At 66.3% G+C, this 17,667-nt stretch carries 15 protein-coding genes; 9 read left to right on the top strand and 6 right to left on the bottom strand.

Features of this window, described 5'->3' with window-relative positions; all coding sequences use genetic code 11:
• Positions 1–165: 165 nt before the first annotated feature.
• The gene (locus ACIP21_RS25920; RefSeq protein WP_400693925.1) at positions 166–1,698 is read right to left on the bottom strand and encodes a hypothetical protein; all 1,533 of its coding nucleotides are present in this window, start codon (positions 1,696–1,698) and stop codon (positions 166–168) included.
• Positions 1,699–2,087: 389 nt separating this feature from the next.
• Here ACIP21_RS25920 and ACIP21_RS25915 point away from each other — a divergent pair, with 389 nt between their 5' ends.
• The 7 genes from ACIP21_RS25915 (at position 2,088) to ACIP21_RS25885 (ending at position 9,925) form a co-directional block, all read left to right on the top strand.
• Positions 2,088–3,185: an LLM class flavin-dependent oxidoreductase gene (locus tag ACIP21_RS25915; protein WP_400693923.1), complete on the top strand. Its 1,098-nt coding sequence runs from the start codon at positions 2,088–2,090 to the stop codon at positions 3,183–3,185.
• A 15-nt stretch (positions 3,186–3,200) separates the two neighbouring features.
• On the top strand, positions 3,201–3,821 hold the full coding sequence (locus ACIP21_RS25910; RefSeq protein ID WP_400693920.1) for an NADPH-dependent FMN reductase: 621 nt from the start codon (positions 3,201–3,203) through the stop codon (positions 3,819–3,821).
• Entirely contained in the window at positions 3,814–6,285 is a 2,472-nt protein-coding gene (locus tag ACIP21_RS25905; RefSeq protein WP_400693917.1) for a beta-glucosidase, read from the top strand. The genes ACIP21_RS25910 and ACIP21_RS25905 overlap by 8 nt, the downstream gene beginning before the upstream one ends.
• A gap of 111 nt (positions 6,286–6,396) precedes the next feature.
• A complete protein-coding gene (locus ACIP21_RS25900) occupies positions 6,397–7,164 on the top strand; it encodes a hydroxypyruvate isomerase family protein (RefSeq protein ID WP_400693915.1) in 768 nt (255 codons plus the stop codon).
• A 21-nt stretch (positions 7,165–7,185) separates the two neighbouring features.
• Positions 7,186–8,196, top strand: coding sequence for a sugar phosphate isomerase/epimerase family protein (locus ACIP21_RS25895; protein ID WP_400693913.1), 1,011 nt, complete (start codon positions 7,186–7,188; stop codon positions 8,194–8,196).
• 11 nt (positions 8,197–8,207) lie between these two features.
• Positions 8,208–8,600 carry a DUF6379 domain-containing protein gene (locus tag ACIP21_RS25890; protein WP_400693910.1) on the top strand — a complete coding sequence of 131 codons (393 nt, stop codon included), beginning with the start codon at positions 8,208–8,210 and terminating at the stop codon, positions 8,598–8,600.
• Positions 8,601–8,701: 101 nt separating this feature from the next.
• A complete protein-coding gene (locus ACIP21_RS25885) occupies positions 8,702–9,925 on the top strand; it encodes an MFS transporter (protein ID WP_400693907.1) in 1,224 nt (407 codons plus the stop codon).
• A 58-nt stretch (positions 9,926–9,983) separates the two neighbouring features.
• Here the strand turns inward: ACIP21_RS25885 and ACIP21_RS25880 are convergent, their stop codons facing one another.
• Positions 9,984–11,216 carry a multidrug effflux MFS transporter gene (locus ACIP21_RS25880; protein ID WP_400693904.1) on the bottom strand — a complete coding sequence of 411 codons (1,233 nt, stop codon included), beginning with the start codon at positions 11,214–11,216 and terminating at the stop codon, positions 9,984–9,986.
• A gap of 95 nt (positions 11,217–11,311) precedes the next feature.
• The gene (locus ACIP21_RS25875; RefSeq protein ID WP_400693902.1) at positions 11,312–11,938 is read right to left on the bottom strand and encodes a TetR/AcrR family transcriptional regulator; all 627 of its coding nucleotides are present in this window, start codon (positions 11,936–11,938) and stop codon (positions 11,312–11,314) included.
• A gap of 163 nt (positions 11,939–12,101) precedes the next feature.
• Here ACIP21_RS25875 and ACIP21_RS25870 point away from each other — a divergent pair, with 163 nt between their 5' ends.
• Together ACIP21_RS25870 and ACIP21_RS25865 are read left to right on the top strand one after the other, a co-directional pair.
• Positions 12,102–13,007, top strand: coding sequence for a LysR family transcriptional regulator (locus ACIP21_RS25870; RefSeq protein ID WP_400693899.1), 906 nt, complete (start codon positions 12,102–12,104; stop codon positions 13,005–13,007).
• Complete coding sequence (locus tag ACIP21_RS25865; protein WP_400693896.1) at positions 12,989–13,957, top strand: LysR family transcriptional regulator; 969 nt, start codon at positions 12,989–12,991, stop codon at positions 13,955–13,957. The genes ACIP21_RS25870 and ACIP21_RS25865 overlap by 19 nt, the downstream gene beginning before the upstream one ends.
• On the opposite strand, the gene ACIP21_RS25860 is transcribed toward ACIP21_RS25865, so the two are convergent.
• Genes ACIP21_RS25860 through ACIP21_RS25850 form a run of 3 tightly spaced genes read right to left on the bottom strand, consistent with a single transcriptional unit; the run spans position 13,880 to position 17,600 of the window.
• Positions 13,880–15,031 (bottom strand): Gfo/Idh/MocA family protein, encoded by a 1,152-nt coding sequence (locus tag ACIP21_RS25860; protein WP_400693893.1) that lies wholly within the window; start codon positions 15,029–15,031, stop codon positions 13,880–13,882. The genes ACIP21_RS25865 and ACIP21_RS25860 overlap by 78 nt on opposite strands.
• A complete protein-coding gene (locus tag ACIP21_RS25855) occupies positions 15,028–16,089 on the bottom strand; it encodes a sugar phosphate isomerase/epimerase family protein (protein WP_400693890.1) in 1,062 nt (353 codons plus the stop codon). Before ACIP21_RS25855 ends, ACIP21_RS25860 begins: the two co-directional genes overlap by 4 nt.
• Positions 16,086–17,600 carry a GMC oxidoreductase gene (locus ACIP21_RS25850; RefSeq protein ID WP_400693887.1) on the bottom strand — a complete coding sequence of 505 codons (1,515 nt, stop codon included), beginning with the start codon at positions 17,598–17,600 and terminating at the stop codon, positions 16,086–16,088. The genes ACIP21_RS25855 and ACIP21_RS25850 overlap by 4 nt, the downstream gene beginning before the upstream one ends.
• Positions 17,601–17,667 lie beyond the last annotated feature (67 nt).

Below are 17,667 nucleotides of genomic sequence, written 5' to 3'. Positions count from 1 at the left end.
TCTCAGGAGAACTGAGCCCAGGCAACCATGAAGGTTCATTGCCATTCCCTGCGTGGAGCTATTCGGGTCTGAATATGCCTATTGCCTTGATTGAAGCGCGGCGTCAGGCCGCGCCCTCACATTGTCTAAAAGCATCAGGCCAACCGTGAGTGGTGGCCTGATGAATCAGTTTCCCGCCAGGTTCTTCAACCGCACAAGCCCAAGAATGACCTCGCTCAAGCTGGTCGCGCCTTTGTTGCTCTGGGTGAGCACCACATCCACTCGGGTTCCGTCGCGCTTGGCCAACGTCAGTTTTTTGTTCATCAGTCCGCTGATGCTGACGTCGGTGATATCGGCCAACAGCACGCGGTGCGACTCTTTGAATTGCAGGTACACGTAGACATACTCAAGATCCACAAGGACGCCCTTGTCGCCAGAACCGAACACCGTTTCGTCGAAGTACGCCACCACTTTGTCCTTGGCAATGTTCAGCGCGTTTTTGGATTCAAAAGCCAGGATTTTCTTTACAGGCAGGTCCGGTGCCACGTAGAACTTGTGGTCGGCGTTGGACCTGAAGCCTTGGGTGGCAGTCGCCACGCTCGATCCGCTGTCGCTGTGTTTCGCAATACCCGGTACCGTGGGTGAGTCGGCAGAGCGCGCACTTGCCTGAGAATCACGCGCCACAATTTTCGCGATCACTCGCTCACAGTGTTCGTTGAAATCCTCATAGCAGATGAAGTGCGCATAGCGCTCGATTTCCGGTCGCCGGGCGTTGAAACTTTCTATCGTACCGAGGTCGCACTGGCGCAATTGCTCCTGGATCAACGCTTGTTTTTCTCCGAGCAGGCTGCTCATGCCGAAGTACTCCACGACACCGTCGAGCCGTCCTTGATCACCGCCGAATTTGCGCAGCAGGATCGGGTAAATCCGGTCGTTGTAGGGGTAGACACTGATCGCCTTGATCGCCGACATCAGCACTGCATCGTCGGGGATCAGGCCTTTCTCAATATTCTCGGCAATCGCCTGGGACTTTCTGATCTCATCCTTCGAGTAGCCGTGCAACTTCCCGGGTGAATCGGCATTGATGGCATCGAGCGTCGCCAGATAGGCCGCATTGACGATATTGCTGGCGCCGTCGGCAAAAGCCCTGCGCGTTGCCGGGTCCTTGAAAATCTCATCTTTCTTGAACGAGTCGCCGAGTGCGCTCACCCCTTTGGCCATGAGGTTGAATACACCATGACCAATGTTGGACATCAGGTTTTTCGCGTCAGCATCGTATACCGCCTTTTCTGAACCGTAGCCTACCCATTGGCGGCGACTGCGGCGGCGATTGGTGCGATGCGCATCCAGCTCCGCAGAGCGCTCGACGATAGCCTCGTATTGCTCCGTCAGTACGCCAAAGTCATCGTCCCAGGAGTCATAGCGCTGCATGAAGACGTCATAGAAGCGTTCTTCATCAATATCGTAGATACCGTGAGCCACGGTGAGCTTGATACTTTGACCTATTGCCTGATTGCGGATCTCGTCTGCCAGGTCGTCGCCGCTTTCGTAGAGGCTATCCAGGTTGGAAAAAAGCTCGTGGAACCCACTATTGATTTTCCGCGACCACGTCGCGGCAATCGTCGCGAATGCTTGTCTGACCCGGTTTGTCTCGAGTTTGCTCTGCGTCGTGTCGAGGGATTGGCCGTAGAGCTCGATCTTCTGAATGCTGGCATCCATTGCGTGTCACCGTTCCAAGGGCATGGGTAGAAAAGTAGGGCCGCTTTACCGAAAGTGAAGAGCGAGGTTCGATGAAATGGCACAAGGCCACTAAATACTACCTAGATTGCCTTCAGTTTTCGACAGTCACCGGGATGGGCCCCTCTCGGGCGCGAGCACCAGCGAGCGCCGGCCATTCTGTAATCATCATCATCTGGCCCGGGCTCTCTATTTCGAGCTTTTTCGCGTTTTTCACCTGCGCTAGCGGCTACTTTTTCGTTAACCCCCGATTGACGCCCGGTCCAATTGCTGACTACTCTTCGAAAACTGGAATGCGAATTCTGATTCTGTTGCAGGGCTGCAACCGACCTTCGCCCCAGCCGTCTCATCATGACAACAAGAGGACAAACATGATGCGCTTCTCCGCCTTCCTGGTCGGCCGCTCGACCGCCCCCGAGCAAGACCGTTTCGTCATGGACGCCCTGGTGGACCACGCCCGCGCCGCCGAGCGCCTGGGCTTCGACGCAGTGTTCATGCCGGACCACCACTTCACCGGCTACGCGCCGATGTCCAGCGACCCGTTCATGTTCGCGGCGTACCTGGCGGCGCAACTCAAGCGCGTGCACTTCGGCATGTCGGTCACCACCGTGCCGCTGCACCACCCGGTGCGTTTCGCCGAGCGGGTCAACCTGCTCGACCAGCTCACCGATGGGCGCCTGCTGGTAGGGGTGGGCAGTGGCACCACGCCGGAGGAGATGATCGGCTTCGGCGTCAACTACAAGAACGCCTCGGCCCTGCTGCAGGAAAACCTCGACCTGGTGCAGCGGCTCTGGGACAAGGAGATCGAGGACGATCCGATCACCTTCGAGACCGCCCACTACAAAGGCGCCGTGGTGCAGCGCATCGTGCCGACCGCCTACCAGAAGAAGTTCAACCGCATCATGCCCGTGGCCCTGCGCGAAACCAGCATGCAGCGTGCCGCCGACTCGGGCTGGCCGGCGTTCATCCCGGCGTTCACCCCGCCGGTGGCCGCCAGTGCCGATCCGTTTGCGGAACTGACCAAGTACTTCCATCGCTACCGCGATGCGCTCAACGACGCCGGGCATGCGCCGGACGTCATCGAGCATTGCCTGTCCTGGACCACCCACACCTACCAGTGCGTGCACCTGGCGCCGACCGCCGAGCAGGCGGAGGACGAGCTGATGCAGATCCTCAAGGCCTACAAGCAGGCCATCGACCGTGAGTACCACTACAACAAGCGCGCCGAAGTGCTCAGCGGCGTGTCGCTGCACCCGCACCCGGACTGCTTCGGCCCGGAATGGATCAAGACCTGGTGCCTGCACGGCACCCCGGAGCAGGTCGCCGAAGAGCTGCACAAGCACCAGCAGCTGGGCATCGGCAACGTGCTGATGGGCTTCACCAACGGGCCGTTGACCGAGCAGCGCATCGGCTTTGCCAACCAGTCGCTGGACCTGTTCTCGCGCCATGTCATGCCGCAATTCCGCTGAGGGGAGGCTTGAGCCATGAATCGTACCGTTCATTTGCATGATGCCGAGCGGCCGTTGATCGTCGGCATCGGTGGCACCACACGGCCGGGGTCGAGTACCGAGAAGGCGCTGCGCTGTGCCCTGGAGCGTGCGCGCCAGCTCGGCGCGCGGACCCTGTTGTTCGGCGGCGCGGAGTTGTCGGCACTGCCGAGTTTCGACCCGCAGGTGACCGAGCGCACGCCGGCCGAGGTGGCCCTGATCGAGGCCGTGCGGGCCGCGGATGGGGTGATCTTCGCCACGCCCGGCTACCACGGCGGGGTGTCGGGCCTGGTGAAGAACGCCATCGACCTGCTGGAAGACTTGCGCCAGGACAGCCGCGTGTACCTCGATGGCCGTGCGGTGGGGTGCATCGTCACGGCCGCCGGCTGGCAGGGCTGCAACACCACCCTGGGCGCCTTGCGCGCCATCGTCCATGCGCTGCGTGGCTGGCCGACACCGTTGGGTGTGACGCTCAATACCGCCGGCACCGCGCTGTTCGATGGCGAAGGGCGTTGCACTGACGCGCAAGTGGCCGCATCGCTGGCCACGCTTGCCGAGCAGAGCCTGGCGATGGCGGCCCGGCATCAGGGCGCAGGAAAGAGGATCAGCCATGGGTAGCCCGGCGTTCGATTGGCGCCAGCTGGCGCACCTCACGGCGGGGCAGGACATGTGGTCGACCCACCCGCTGCCGGCCATCGGCCTGAAGTCCGTGCGCTTTTCCGATGGGCCGATGGGCATCACCGGCGGGCGGGTGGACGAGCGCGACCTGGCCCTGCTCACGCCCTGTGGCCTGGCCCTGGCGGCCAGCTGGGATGGCGCGCTGGTGCGCAAGGTCGGCCAGGTGGTGGGCGACGAGGCGCTGCGCCTGGGCATCCAGGGCCTGCTCGCGCCCAACCTCAACCTGATGCGCAGCCCCTTGGCGGGCCGGGCTTTCGAGCTGTTCGGCGAAGACCCGCTGCTGATCTCGCACCTGGGCGGGGCCTGGGCCGAAGGCGTGCAGTCACGGGGCGTGGCCTCGGTGATCAAGCACCTGGTGTGCAACGACTCGGAAACCGACCGGCGCAACATGAATGTCGAGGTCGACGAGCAGACCCTGCGCGAGGTGTATTTCCGCCCGTTCGAGTACACCGCCAAGCGCGGCGCCTGGGGCATGCTGACCGCGTACAACAGCGTCAACGGCGTGCGCTGCGCCGAACTGGGCCAGACCATTGGCTGGCTCAAGAAGGACCTGGGCTGGGACGGGCTGGTGATGTCGGACTGGTTCGGCACCCATGATGGCAGCGCCAGCCTGCGCGCCGGGCTGGACCTGGAAATGCCCGGGCCGGCACGCCATATGGGCGAGGCCGTGGGCGGCAGTGCCGCCGTGGGCAAGCAGGTGGTCGAGGCTGCGGCGCGCCTGCAGCGCCTGGCCGAGCGCGTTGCCAGCCCGGCACCCTACGACACCAGCAGCGCGGCCGAGGCCGAGCGCAGGAAGGTGCTCGAAGAGGCGGCGGCGGCCGGGATGGTGCTGCTGCGCAACGACGGTCTGTTGCCGCTGCAGCCGGGCAAGGAGAAACGCATCGCGGTGATTGGCCCCAATGCGGTCCAGCCCTGCTTCCAGGGCGGCACCTTCGCCAAGGTGGCGCTCGACCCGACCACCGAGATGCCGGTCACCTCGCTGGCGGCGCGCTTTGCCGAGGTGCTGTATGCCGAGGGCGTGGCCGCTGACTACCGCATTCCACCCCTTATCCGCGACGTCGGCGAACGGCGTGAGCCGCTGAACCTGAACGTGACGTTCTTTGATGCCGAAGGGCGCCAGGTGCATGAAGAAGCGCGGCATGCTTCATCGCTGATCTGGTTCAAGCACATGCCCGGCGTGGGCGACCTGCTGGCGCTCGAAGGCACCGCCAACGTCACCGCGCGCACGGTCATGCAGGCACGGCGCAGTGGCGTGCACCGCTTCTTCCTCGGCGGTACGGGCGAGGTGAGCCTGTCGATCGACGGGCAGGTGCACGCCAGCTTCGATGGCGTCACCTTGTCCGGCGACATCATGGGCAAGCTGATGCAGAGCCCGCACACCACGGTCGATGTCGCGCTCGAGGAGGGCCAGCAGGTTTCGCTGGAGTACTCGATGAACCTCGGCCGCAGCCTGGCCCATGGCCTGTGGTTCGGTTGCCGGCCGCCCGAGCCGGGCAACCTGCTCGAGCAAGCCGTGGCGCTGGCGCGCAGCGTGGACAGCGTCGTGCTGATGGTGGGCGAAACCGCCGACGCCGGTCTGGAAAGCGTCGACCGCGATACCACCCAGCTGAGCGCCGCGCAGCAAACGCTGATCCGCTCGGTGTGCGAGGTCAACCCGCGCACGGTGGTGGTGCTCAATGTGGCGCACCCGGTGGACACCGCGTGCCTCAGGCACGCCGCTGCGGTGCTCGTCGCCTGGTACCCGGGGCAGGGCTTCGGGCCGGCACTGGCCTCGGTCCTGGCCGGTGATCGGGAGCCGGGCGGGCGCCTGCCGGTGACCTTTGCCGAGCGCGAGGGCGATTACCCGGCCTGGTCGCTGACCCCGGATTCCGCTGGCAACCTGCTTTACCAGGAGCGTTGGTGGGTGGGGTATCGCCACTTTGCGGCGAATGCGCTCAAGCCTGCCTTCCCGTTCGGCCATGGCCTGGGCTATGCGTCGATCGAACCTGAGGTGGCCCAGCTGACGGGCGCGCATGTGGATGCCCTGAGCGTGAGCCTGTCGTTGCTCAACGGTTCGGCTCGCCCAGGCAAAGCCGTGCCCCAGCTGTACTTGCAGGCACCTGCGCAGCAGGGTCAGGCCCCTCGCTATTCCCTGGAAGCCTTCCAGGCGGTGGAGGTACCGACAGCGGGCAGGGCGGTCGCCAACCTGGTGCTCGAAGCGCGCAGTTTCTCCCGCTGGGATTGCCAGGCACAGCGCTGGCGCCTGCACCCCGGCCTGTATCGCCTGACGCTGGGCGCCTCGAGCACCGAGGGCTGGCTGCAACTGGCACTGCACGTCGACGAAAAGGGCCATGTAGACGCGGGCGCCTGGAATTCGCTGTTCGCTGAAGGTATTGCCGCCGGCGATACCACCACCCCGAAATAAACGATTGGGCAGCGGCGCGAAAACTGTGGCTCACTGCAAAAAATAATAGAACGCGAATACTTGTTCAGAACAATAATGGCGGAGCATGACCGCCGCACAAGGAGGTAGGACGTGTACCCCTCAGCCTGTATCGAATGGCTCTTCCAGGATGACTGCCCGGCGTTCGCCGACCGCATCCGCGCGGCGAAAGCCGCAGGCCTCAGCCACGTGGAGTTCCACCTGTGGCGTGACAAACCCATGGAGCAGGTGGCGCAAGCCCTGCGCGAAACCGGCGTGACCCTGACCAGTTTCTGCGTCGACCCGCGCCGCAGCCTGGTCGACCCGGCGCAGCATGCCGAGTTCATCGAGGCGGTGCGCGACAGCCTGGCCGCCAGCCGGCAGGTCGGCTCGCCACCGCTGATCGTCGCCTCCGGTTTCACCCGCGAAGGCGTGCCCCATGCCGAGCAGCGTGCCGCGGCGGTGAAGGCCCTGGGCGACGCCGCGCGCCTGGCCGAAGCGGCCGGGGTGGAGCTGTTGGTCGAGCCGCTCAACACCCGCATCGATCACCCCGGCATGTTCCTCCACGACACCCGCGAAGCCCTGGACATCATCGAGGAAGTCGGCAGCCCGTTCCTCAAGCTGCTGTTCGATGTGTACCACTCCAGCGTGATGGACGAATCCCTCGAAGACGTGCTGCGCGGGCGCATGCATCTGGTGCGCCACGTACAGATCGCCGACCTGCCGGGCCGCAACGAACCGGGCACCGGCCAGCTCGACTGGAGCGACCTGCTGCAACGGCTCAAGGCGTTGGGCTACCAGCAGGCGATCGGCCTCGAGTACAGGCCCACCCAGCCTTCCCTGCAATCGCTGGCCAGCGCGCGACTCGCCACCGGCCTGTAAACCACCCCCCAGGAAACCGTCATGAACAACAAGATCAAACGCGGCGTCAGCCTGTACAGCTTCCAGAACGAAACCTTCCTCGGCAAGATGGACCTGGCCGACTGCATCCGCCACTGCGCCGACATGGGCGCGCTGGGCATCGAGATCGTCGGCGAGCAGACGTTTGCCGGCTGGCCGGAGCAGGGCGTGGCCGACACTGCCATCGAGCACTGGCATCACCTGATGAAAAAACACGGCACCGTGCCGGTCAGCCACGATTTCATGCTCGACTACAAACGCTACAAGGGCCGGCCGATGCCGTTCGACGAGCAGGTGCGCAGCGTGCGCAACGACCTGCAGTTCGCCGCGCGCCTGGGCATGAAGTATGTCCGTTCGCTGGTCTCGGTCGAGCCCGAGGTGCTGGTGGCCGCCGCCCCTTATGCCGAAGAGCTGGGGCTGAAGATTCTGCTGGAAGTTCACGCGCCGCTGCACTTCGACCACCCCTGGATCATCCGCCACGCCGAAGCCTACGAGCGCTCCGGCAGCCAGGCCCTGGGCTTCCTGCCGGACATGGGCATGTTCCTGTTCCGTTTCCCACGGGTGTGGAGAGAGCGCTTCATCCGCAATGGCTGCCCGGTCGCCGCCGCCGACTTCATCGAAAAGAGCTATGAAGACCGTCGTCTGAGCGAATACGTGATCCTCGACGTGATGGAAAAATGGGGCCCGGGCCCGCAAGTCGCGATGGCCGAAACCCTGCGCCACAACGCGGCGTTCGAACCCAAGCGCATGCTCGATTTCATGCCGCGCATCCACAATATCCACGCCAAGTTCTACGAGATGACCGAGGCCCTGGAAGAGTGGTCGATCCCGTACGACGAGATCGTCCGTGTGCTGCAAAAAGGTGGCTACGCGGGGTACCTGTGCTCCGAGTACGAGGGCAACCGCTGGGTGGAGGACGCCTTCGAGGTCGACAGCCTGCACCAGGTGCGCCTGCAACACCGCATGTTCTGCAAACTGCTCAACGAAGACCTGCCCGCCGCGCTGGCTGCCTGAGGATTGCCCCGATGTTCGATAAACACATGATTTGCCAGGAAGGTTTCAGCAACGTCGTCGAAGGCGGCGAGGTAACCGGCTTCCGCTTCCTCGCCCGCCTGCCGTACTACCGCGGCCTGGGCCTGTCGATGATCGAGGACATCGCCATCAGCGTGAATGGCGAGGCGGTCGAGCGCAGCGACATCCGCTTCAGCGTGCGTGGCCGCAGCTGGAGCCTCGACGAGCTGGAAACCGTCTACGACGACCGCTGGAACTTCGGCGAGAAGGCCGAGCTGATCGTGCTCAGGCCCGGTGGCCTGGCCGCGGGCAAGCATCGCCTGAAGCTCGCCGAGAAACTGCGGATTTCCTACCTGCCGTTCGTACCCACCACCACCTGCGAGGCGGATGTCGCGCTGAGCTGCTGATCGCGATGTTCACATGAATGCAGGCGAATCGGGCCGACCCGGTTCGCCTTGCTGCGTGCCCAGTCTGTTTCATCTCCACAAGAACAATGAAGGAGAAGGTCGTGGGAAATACCCTTTCTGCTACTGAAACTGCTCAACGCGCCGGTGTGGCGCAAGGGCTCATCATGGTGCTGACGGGCTTTCTGCCCATCCTCGCCATCGTCTCGCTGGCCCCAGCGGTGCCGACCCTGATCGAGCACTTCGCCCAAGTGCAGTACGCCCAGGTGCTGATCCCGCTGATGATCACCGCACCGGGGCTGATGATCGCCTTGACCGCGCCGTTCGCCGGCCTGCTGGCGGATCGCCTGGGGCGCCGACGCATGCTGATCGGCGCCACCTTGCTGTTCGGCCTGTGCGGCACCATGCCCCTGTGGTGCGAGTCGCTGGCGGTGATCTTCGCCAGCCGCCTGGGCGTGGGGCTGGCCGAGGCGGTGGTGCTGACCCTGGCCAACACCATGCTGATCAACTACTTCAACGTCCGCCGCCGGCGCTTCTGGCTGACCCTGCAGGGCTTCGTCGGGCCGTCGCTGGCGGCCGCGGTGATTGCCAGCTCCGGCTACCTGACGGCGATGGCCTGGAATGGCGCGTTCTGGATCTACACCATTGCCTTCCCGCTGTGCCTGGCGATGAAGGTGTGGATGTTCGAGCCCGATGCCGAGAAACGCCACGATGACGAGCCGCTGATCGACGACACCGTGTTCCCCTGGCTGCGTATCGCCACCATCTGCGCGATCACCTTCGTCATCGCCGTGGTGTACTACGTCTACACGATCAACGCCGGCAGTGCCTTCCATGCCCTGGATGGCGCGTCGCCCCAGCGTATCGGTGTGCTGATGTCGCTGCCGGCGTTGGCGGTGCCGGTGGGCGCGCTGGTGTTCGGTTTCGTCTCCAGCCGCACCACGCCGGAGCGGGTGCTGAGCGTCACGCTGGTGTTCGTCGGCGTGGGCATGGTCATCATCGGCCTGGCCCAGGGTACCTTGACCATGGGCGTGGGCGCCGTGGTGCAGCAGGTCGGTGCCGGCATGGCCGTCAGCGCCATGATCTTCTGGGTGGCGTCGCTGGTGGGGCCTGCGCACCGGGGGCGGGCGATGGGGGCGTGGTCGAGTGCCTTCTTCGCCGGGATGTTCGTCAGCCCGTTGTTCGTCAACCTGCTGCGCGTGCAGGCCGATGGCAACATCCTGGTGCCGTTCTCGGTGCTGGGGTGCGTGGGCCTGGTGCTGGGGGCGGCGATCTTTGCCTACACGCTTTCGGGCCATGGGCATGCGCTGCGCAAAGTCCCGGCTTGACGCTTCACCCGGGTGACGCATGAAAGGGCCTCCTGAACAGGAGGCCCTTTTTTCATGGCTAGTGCAGCGGTTCCGCCGGGGCGTTTGCCGTTCGCCCCTGCGCAGCCTGGGCACGCAGCCAGACGATCCCGCCGACCATGAAGGCCTGGCAGGCGGCGCAGACGATCACCATCGAAGGCCCGCTGCCCAGGGCCGCGAAGCCTGCGACCAAGGCCCCGGCCAGCGACGCCCCGGCCATCTGCAGGGCGCTCATCAGGGCGCTGGCGGTACCGGCGTGCTGGCGGAACGGCTGCAACGCCAGCTGCGTGGCATTGCCGCTCACCAGCCCGCCAGACATGGTCAGGGCGATGATGCTGGCCAGCCAGGGCCAGATCGATTCGGCAGCGAACAGCGCGCACAGGGCCAGCCCGGCGCAGCCCGTGACTGCAAGCCCGGCACCGGCCAGCAGCAGCGTGTGCGCATCGACGTGCCGGGCACTGAGCTTGCCGTTGCCGACCGCGCCGACGATCAGCCCCGCCGAACAGGCGCCAAAGGCCAGGCCGAACTGTTGCGGGGTCAGCCCCAGCTCATCGATGAACAGGCTCGGGGCGGCGCCCACGTAGGCGAAGATCGAGGCGAACGACGCCGAGGTCACCAGTGTGCCGGCCACGAACAGCGGCTCGCGCAGTGCGCCTGCATAACCGCCGAGCAAGCGCTTCACCCCGAGCTGGGGCAGGGGCGAGGCGAGGGTTTCCGTGAAGCCGCGGGCCAGCAGCAGCCCGACCACCACGCCATAGACCGCCAGCAGCACGTACAGCATCTGCCAGCGGGCAACGCCGATCAGCAGCGACCCCAGGCTGGGCGCCAGCAGCGGCGCCAACATGCCCAGCGCGGCCATGAACGACAGCTTGCTGCGTGCCGCGCTGCCCTCGAAGCAGTCGCGCATGATCGCCAGGATAACCGGCCTGCCGGCGCCGCCGCCAATGCCCTGGAGCAGCCGCCAGGCCAGCAGCGTGCCCAGGCTGTCGGAGCCGGCGCAGCCCAGGCTCGCCACGCTGAACAGCAGCAGCGACACCAATAGCACCGGTTTCCTGCCGTAGCGGTCGCACAGCGGGCCCGCCAGCAGCGGGGCCGTGGCAAATCCGGCAAGGAACACGCTGAGTGACCAGGCCATGGTTTCCGGCGCGATGCCCAGTGCGAAAGCGGTGCTGCCATTGGCCGGCAGCGCCATGTCGATGCCAAGCGCGCCCAGGGCGCTCACGGCGGCCAGCAGAATGATGAAAGCGCGTGCGTGCGGGTCTATTGCCTTCAAGGGGCTACCTCCCAGTCAGGATAAAACAAGAATTCTAATTCTAATTTTGCGGCGACGCCAACCCCTCTCGGATCAGTGGGGTCGGGGGAGGGCGCTCAGCGGGTCAGGAACAGCACGCTCATGGTGCTGAGGTCTTCTTTCAAGTGGTTCCAGTCACCTTCGCCGGCAGCATCCGCCGCCGAACCCAGGCCGAGGAAGCGGGCCAGCGAGGAGTAGGTGATGCGGAAGCAGGAGTGGACCGCGCGTTCAGGGTCCGGGTGGCGGATCTCATCCTGGTGGGCGCTGATGCGGGCGATGAAGGCGTCGGCCATCTTGCTGTGGGCCTCTTTGCCCGAGCGCACGATGTCGCCTTGGCCGGCGCGGTTCATGAAGGGCTTGAGGATCGCCGCATGCCGGGCGAGGAATTCGGCCAGGGTGTCCACCAGCTGCGGCAGCAGCTCAGGGAGCGTCAGCGGGCGGGCGTCGAGCGCCTGCATCAGCGCCTGCCATTCCAGGTCCATCTTCTCCAGCGCATCCTCGAACACCACCTGCAGCAGGTCGTCCTTGCCCTTGAAGCGGCCGTAGATCGAGCCGATCGACACCCCGGCGGTCTTGCTCACGTCACTCAGGGTCAGGTCCGCGGTCATGCTTTCGCACAACAACTGACGCGCAGCGGCGAGCACTTTTTCCAAGGATTGGCGGCTTCGGTCTTGCTGGGGCGGGCGTACGTTTGATGTGGTCATGGCGGCAAGCTTGGAGTTTTTTCCGGTGGCCCGCAAGGAAAAACTTGACGGGCATGAAAAGGCAAATAACTATGAGGCATAGAACCAGAATTATGGTTCTATTTGCAAGCTGTGCGGCTTGCCACCACAACAAGAAAAAGCGCGAACCGATGGAGGGATGCCCATGCGTTTGAAGGGACTGGATCTGAATCTGCTGCTGGTTCTGGATATCCTGCTGCAGGAGTGCAATGTGTCGCGGGCCGCGCAGCGCCTGGGCCTTGGCCAGTCCACGGTGAGTTCGTCGCTGGCCAGGCTGCGCGAGCATTTCAGCGACGAGCTGCTGGTCAAGGGCAACCACGGCATGCTGCCCACGGCGCTCAGCCAGGAACTCAAGCCCCTCGTCAGGCAATGGCTGCAGGCGGTGGGCGGGCTGCTGGCGCTGCCCTCGACCTTCGTCCCCGCGCAATGCCACGCCACGGTGCGCATCGCCTGCACCGACGACCAGGCCCAGCAACTGCTGCCGCAGGTGATCCAGGCGATCAGCCGGCAAGCGCCGGCCATGCAGGTGCAGTTGCTGGCCGCGCCGAGGGGCTGCACGGAAAACCTCGATGCCTGGATGGCCCGCCAGCGGATCGACTTCATGATCGCCAGCGAAGCCGGCAGCCACAGCGAGGTGCTGCTGGAGGAGGAGTGGCACTGCATCGCCCGTGCCGATCACCCCGCCTTGCAGGCCGGCCTGAGCCTGGACACCTTCGACCGCCTGCCGCACCTGCGCGTGGCGGGCCAGCGCTTCGCCGGTGACGAGGCCCGGGAGATCAGCGCGCAGGTGCCAGGCTACCTGGCCCTGGACAGCTACCTGGAAAGCGGCGAGGCGATCGCCTGCGTGCCGGCCTCCCTGAGCCGCGCGTACCGCACGACAAAGCCGCTTCAGGTGTGGCCGTTGCCCTTCGCCGCGAGCAAGCTGGTGCAGCGGCTGTCCTGGCGCGCCGGTGCCCTGCAGGAGCCGCTGCATGACTGGCTGCGGCAGCTGATCCGCAATGGCGTGCGCGTGGCGGACACAGGAGCGCTGCCATGCGCTATCGGGCTCTAGACCTCAACCTGCTGGTGGTGCTGGATGCCTTGCTCGAACACTGCAGCGTCAGCCGCGCCGCCGAGCAGCTGCATGTCAGCCAACCGGCGATCAGTGCCGGCCTGGCGCGGCTGCGCCAGCACTTCGACGACCCGCTGCTGGCGCTGGACGGCCGGCGCATGCGCCCCACGCCACTGGCGCTGGAGATGCAGGACAAGGTGCGCCATGCCGTGCGCCAGGCCGGTGAAATAGCCCGCGGCAACCTGGCATTCGATGCCGCCCGCACCCGTCAATCGTTCAAGGTGATGTGCTCGGACGTGTATGCCGGGTTTCTCGTTCCGTTGCTGTACCAGCGCCTGGTGAAGCTGGCGCCGGGGGCGCGCCTGGACGTGTTGTCGACGTCCCAGTTGGGCGAGGCCGCGGTCCAGGAGGCATTCCTGCGCCATGGCGCCGACCTGCTGATCGTGCCCAGCGAGGAGCAGGACCCGGCGTATGCCAGCCAGGTGCTGCTCGACGTGCCGTTGGCGACGCTGGTCAGCCAGCGCCCGGCCGAGCCGAGCTTCGTGGTCGACCCCGCCGACGGCGGCGAGGTGTTCGCCTCGGACCTGGAGGCAAAAGGCGCCGAAGGCTGGCGCACCGACCACCTGCTGGCACTGCCGGCGCTGCTGGGGGCGAGCAACCTGCGGGTGCGGCTGCCGGACTTCATCGCGCGCCGCTTCTGCCAGCGCTACCCCAACCTGCGCATGCTCAATGCCGCGCAGCAGGCGCCGCGGTGCCGGCAGGTGCTGCAATGGCCCAGGCACCGCGACCAGGAGCCGGCACACGCGTGGCTGCGCGAGCAGTTGCTCGCCTGTGCAGCCGAGTTGCTGCAGGCACCGGCCGGCGAGGGCCAGTCAGTGTTCCAGCTTCACCCACTGGCTGCCCAGGGCGTGGCTGCGCAGCATGGCTTCGATGGCCGCGAGCCCGCGTAGCCCCTCCTCGAAGCCTGGCAACAGCAGGCTGGCGTGGGTGGCGGGGCGCCCGCTTGCACGGGCGGCCCAGCGCTCGGCATAGTCCCAGTAGAGCTGGGCAAAGGCCTCGATGAACCCCTCCGGGTGGCCTGCGGGCAGGCGCAGCAATGCATCGCGCTGCCGGCCATGTTCTCCCGCCCCGCGCTTGACGATTTGCGTGGGCTGGCCGCTTGGCGTCACCAGCAGCGTCTCCGGTTGCTGTTGATCGAACACCAGCGAGCCTTTGCTGCCGAACAGTCGCAAGCGCAGGCCGTTGTCCTGGCCGGGCGCCACCTGGCAGGCCCACAGGCCACCGCGCGCGCCGTTTTCGAAGCGCAGCAAGGCCTGCACCTGATCGTCCAGGCGCCGCCCTGGCACCATCGAGGCCAAGTCCGCGCAGACCTCGCTCAGCGCCACACCGCTGACGAATTCCATCAGGTGCAGGGCATGGCTGCCGATATCGCCCAAGGCACCGGCCGGGCCGGCCTGGGCGGGGTCGTCACGCCAGCTCGCCTGGGGGCTGGCCACCGGTTCGGCAAGCCATTGCTGGGCGTACTCGACCTGCACCACGCGCACCTCGCCAATGGCGCCGGCCGCCACCAGCCGGCGCGCCTCGCGCACCATGGGGTAGCCGCTGTAGGGGTGGGTGACGGCGAAGATGCGCTCGCTCGCGCGCACGCTGTGCGCAAGGGCATGGGCCTCGGCATAGGTGCGCGCCAGCGGCTTTTCGCAGATCACGTCGATGCCTTGGGCGATGAACGCCGAGGCCACCGGGATGTGCAGATGATTGGGCGTGACGATGACCACGGCGTCGATGCCATCGTCACGCGCCGCCTCGGCGCGGGCCATGGCCTGCCAGTCGGGGTAACTGCGCTCGGGGGCAATGAACAGCGCCCGGGCGCTGGCGGCGGCCCGGGCCGGGTCGCGGCTGAAGGCGCCCGCCACCCATTCGAAGCGGTCGTCGAGCCTGGCGGCCATGCGGTGCACGGCGCCGATGAAGGCGCCGTCACCGCCGCCGACCATGCCCAGGCGCAGGCGCCGTGCCAGCGCACTCATCGTCCACCGCCAATGCCCAGCAACTGCGCCAGGGCCGCCTGGTCGACGGCGCTGCGGGCAAAGTCGTCGAAGGCGTGCTCCGCTACATGGATGATGTGTTCGTCGATGAAACGCGCCCCTTCACGGGCGCCGTCCTCGGGGTGCTTGAGGCAGCACTCCCATTCCAGCGTGGCCCAGCCGGGATAGTCGTTGGCGGCCAGGCGCGAGAAGATCGCCTTGAAATCGATCTGCCCGTCGCCCAGCGAACGGAAACGGCCGGCGCGCGAAACCCAGTCGCCATAGCCGCCATACACACCCTGGCGACCATCGGGGCGGAACTCGGCATCCTTGACGTGGAAGGCGCCGATGCGCGCATGGTAGTGGTCGATGAAGGCCAGGTAGTCGATCTGCTGCAGGTGCAGGTGGCTCGGGTCGTACAGCAGCTTCGCCCGCGGATGCTGCTCGACCACCTCCAGGAACCGCTCGAAGCTGACCCCGTCGTGCAGGTCTTCACCCGGATGCAGTTCGAAGCACACGTCCACGCCATGCCGGTCGAAGCTGTCGAGCAGCGGACGCCAGCGATTGCCCAGCTCCTTGAAGGCCAGTTCGACCAGGCCTTGCGGGCGCTGTGGCCAGGGGTACAGGTAGGGCCAGGCCAGCGACCCGGAGAACGTCGCATGGGCCGTGAGCCCCAGGCGGCCAGAAGCGTGCGCCGCCAGCGCCACCTGCTCGGTGGCCCATTCCCGACGGGCGCCGGGGTTGCCACGCACCGCTCGGGGGGCAAAGGCGTCGAAGAGGCTGTCGTAGGCCGGGTGCACGGCGACCAGCTGGCCTTGCAGGTGGCTGGAAAGCTCGCTGATCACCAGGCCATGGCGGTCCAGGCGGCCGCGCAGGTCGTCGGCGTAAGCCTGGCTGCTCGCCAGCTGCTGCAGGTCGAACAGCCGCGGGTCGCAAGGCAGCTGCAACGCCTTGTAGCCCAGCCCGGCGGCCCATTCGGCGAGGTTGTCGAGGGTGTCGAAGGGGGCACTGTCGCCCAGGAACTGCGCGACGAACAGCGAAGGGCCCTTGAGGGTGATCATGCTCGGCACTCCTTGAGGATGCGCTGGCAGGCGCGCACGGCGAGGGCGACGCTGGTCAGCGTCGGGTTGCAGGCGGTGGGGGTGGGGATCACGCCGTTGCCGGCCACGTACAGGTTCTGGTAGCGCCACACCTGGCCATGGTCGTCGCAGACACTGGTGCCATCGTCCGCCTCGCCCATGCGCGTGGTGCCCTGGTAGTGCAGGGAACTGCCCGGCGGCAGCATCAGTGGCGCCTCGCCCAGCGGCTTGCCGAGCGCCTTGCCGGCACGCTGCAACAAGTCACGCGCCTTGCCGACCTGTTCCAGGTCGCGGGCGGTCAGGCTGTAGTCCAGGGTCATGGCCGGCAGGCCGAGGAAGTCCTTTTCGCTGTCGCTGAAGCGCACGCGGTCTTCGGCGCGGATGTCCTGCTTGCAGCAGAACCAGCCCATGGCGACGATGTGCTCGACGTCCGCCTGGGCCTCGTCGGCCAGGGCCACCGGGCAGGCTTCCATCTGCATGACCTGGCCGTGGAACGGGTGGTGCTCGCGGTCGTAGGGCACCCAGTACACGCCAACGGTCGGGTCGGCGCCGGGCTGGTTGATGCCGCAGTCGTCGGCGTCCAGGCGCACGGCATGCACCACCTGGGGCTGGTCGTTGAGGTAGCGGCCCAGGGCTTGCGGGCGGATGCCCGAGGCCCACAGCAGTTGCGGGGTGCGCAAGGCATCGGCGGCGACGATCACGGTCTTCGCGTCGACCCGGTAGCGGGTGCCGCTGGTGCGGTCCAGCAGGTCTGCGCCTACGATGCGGTCGTGCTTGACGATCAGCTGCAGGCAGGCCGTGTCGTGGCGGATCTCGAACCGCTCGGGCCGGCCCGACGGCTCCGCCAGCGCGCCGAGGATGGTATCGCTGCCGCTCCAGCGGCGTTGACCCTGGTCGCTGCTGCACGCCAGGGGCATGCGCTGCACCGCGCGGCTGGCCGAGGTGACATCGGCAAAGGCGCTGCCCAGTCGCTCGCGCAGGCGCTGGCTGACCGGGGTGTCCGGATACGCGCTGGCGCTGACCTGCAGCAGCTCCCTGGCCTTGGCCAGTGCGGCCTGCATCTGCTCGGCGGGAATGAATCCGATCGCTTCACCCTCGGCCGGTGTCGGGCAGGCGCAGGTCCAGTGCGCGCCCATGCCACCGACGTTGGTCGAGCAGGCGGCGGCCGGCAGGTCACCCCAGCGCTCGCCATTGGGTAGGTGGGTGCCAGGCCGCACCAGGTGTTCGAGGCGGTAGTCACCCGACACCGCGGCATTGGCGCGCTCGGGCATGCCGGGCACGGCGTAGCGGAAGGCGGTCGGCCCCTGGGCGGCGACCTGGGCTTCGACACGCGCCGGCTCAGGCAGGTTGCGCACATGCTCGCCGGCGCGCCCGGAAAGCGCCGGGCCGGCATCGACCATCAGCACATTGAGCTGGCCATCGTCGACCAGCAGGCGTGCGCACGTCGCGCCAACCGGCCCGCTGCCCACGATCAGCACATCTACATCGATCATCGCGTTACGCATTATTGGAATTCTCCGCGAGTGGCTAACAGCCTGGAAGTATGCGCAGCGAAGCGTT

This window comes from Pseudomonas sp. NPDC089401, from assembly GCF_044749485.1.
Lineage (GTDB): Bacteria > Pseudomonadota > Gammaproteobacteria > Pseudomonadales > Pseudomonadaceae > Aquipseudomonas.
This window is presented reverse-complemented; position numbering and strand designations above follow the sequence as displayed.

What these genes read in the sequence shown, in the direction of transcription:
- ACIP21_RS25850 (WP_400693887.1), bottom strand. Translation starts at nt 17,600, where the DNA reads ATGATCGATGTAGATGTGCTGATCGTGGGCAGCGGGCCGGTTGGCGCG.
- ACIP21_RS25915 (WP_400693923.1), top strand. Translation starts at nt 2,088, where the DNA reads ATGATGCGCTTCTCCGCCTTCCTGGTCGGCCGCTCGACCGCCCCCGAG.
- ACIP21_RS25875 (WP_400693902.1), bottom strand. Translation starts at nt 11,938, where the DNA reads ATGACCACATCAAACGTACGCCCGCCCCAGCAAGACCGAAGCCGCCAA.
- ACIP21_RS25865 (WP_400693896.1), top strand. Translation starts at nt 12,989, where the DNA reads ATGCGCTATCGGGCTCTAGACCTCAACCTGCTGGTGGTGCTGGATGCC.
- ACIP21_RS25860 (WP_400693893.1), bottom strand. Translation starts at nt 15,031, where the DNA reads ATGAGTGCGCTGGCACGGCGCCTGCGCCTGGGCATGGTCGGCGGCGGT.
- ACIP21_RS25855 (WP_400693890.1), bottom strand. Translation starts at nt 16,089, where the DNA reads ATGATCACCCTCAAGGGCCCTTCGCTGTTCGTCGCGCAGTTCCTGGGC.
- ACIP21_RS25890 (WP_400693910.1), top strand. Translation starts at nt 8,208, where the DNA reads ATGTTCGATAAACACATGATTTGCCAGGAAGGTTTCAGCAACGTCGTC.
- ACIP21_RS25910 (WP_400693920.1), top strand. Translation starts at nt 3,201, where the DNA reads ATGAATCGTACCGTTCATTTGCATGATGCCGAGCGGCCGTTGATCGTC.
- ACIP21_RS25895 (WP_400693913.1), top strand. Translation starts at nt 7,186, where the DNA reads ATGAACAACAAGATCAAACGCGGCGTCAGCCTGTACAGCTTCCAGAAC.
- ACIP21_RS25870 (WP_400693899.1), top strand. Translation starts at nt 12,102, where the DNA reads ATGCGTTTGAAGGGACTGGATCTGAATCTGCTGCTGGTTCTGGATATC.
- ACIP21_RS25920 (WP_400693925.1), bottom strand. Translation starts at nt 1,698, where the DNA reads ATGGATGCCAGCATTCAGAAGATCGAGCTCTACGGCCAATCCCTCGAC.
- ACIP21_RS25905 (WP_400693917.1), top strand. Translation starts at nt 3,814, where the DNA reads ATGGGTAGCCCGGCGTTCGATTGGCGCCAGCTGGCGCACCTCACGGCG.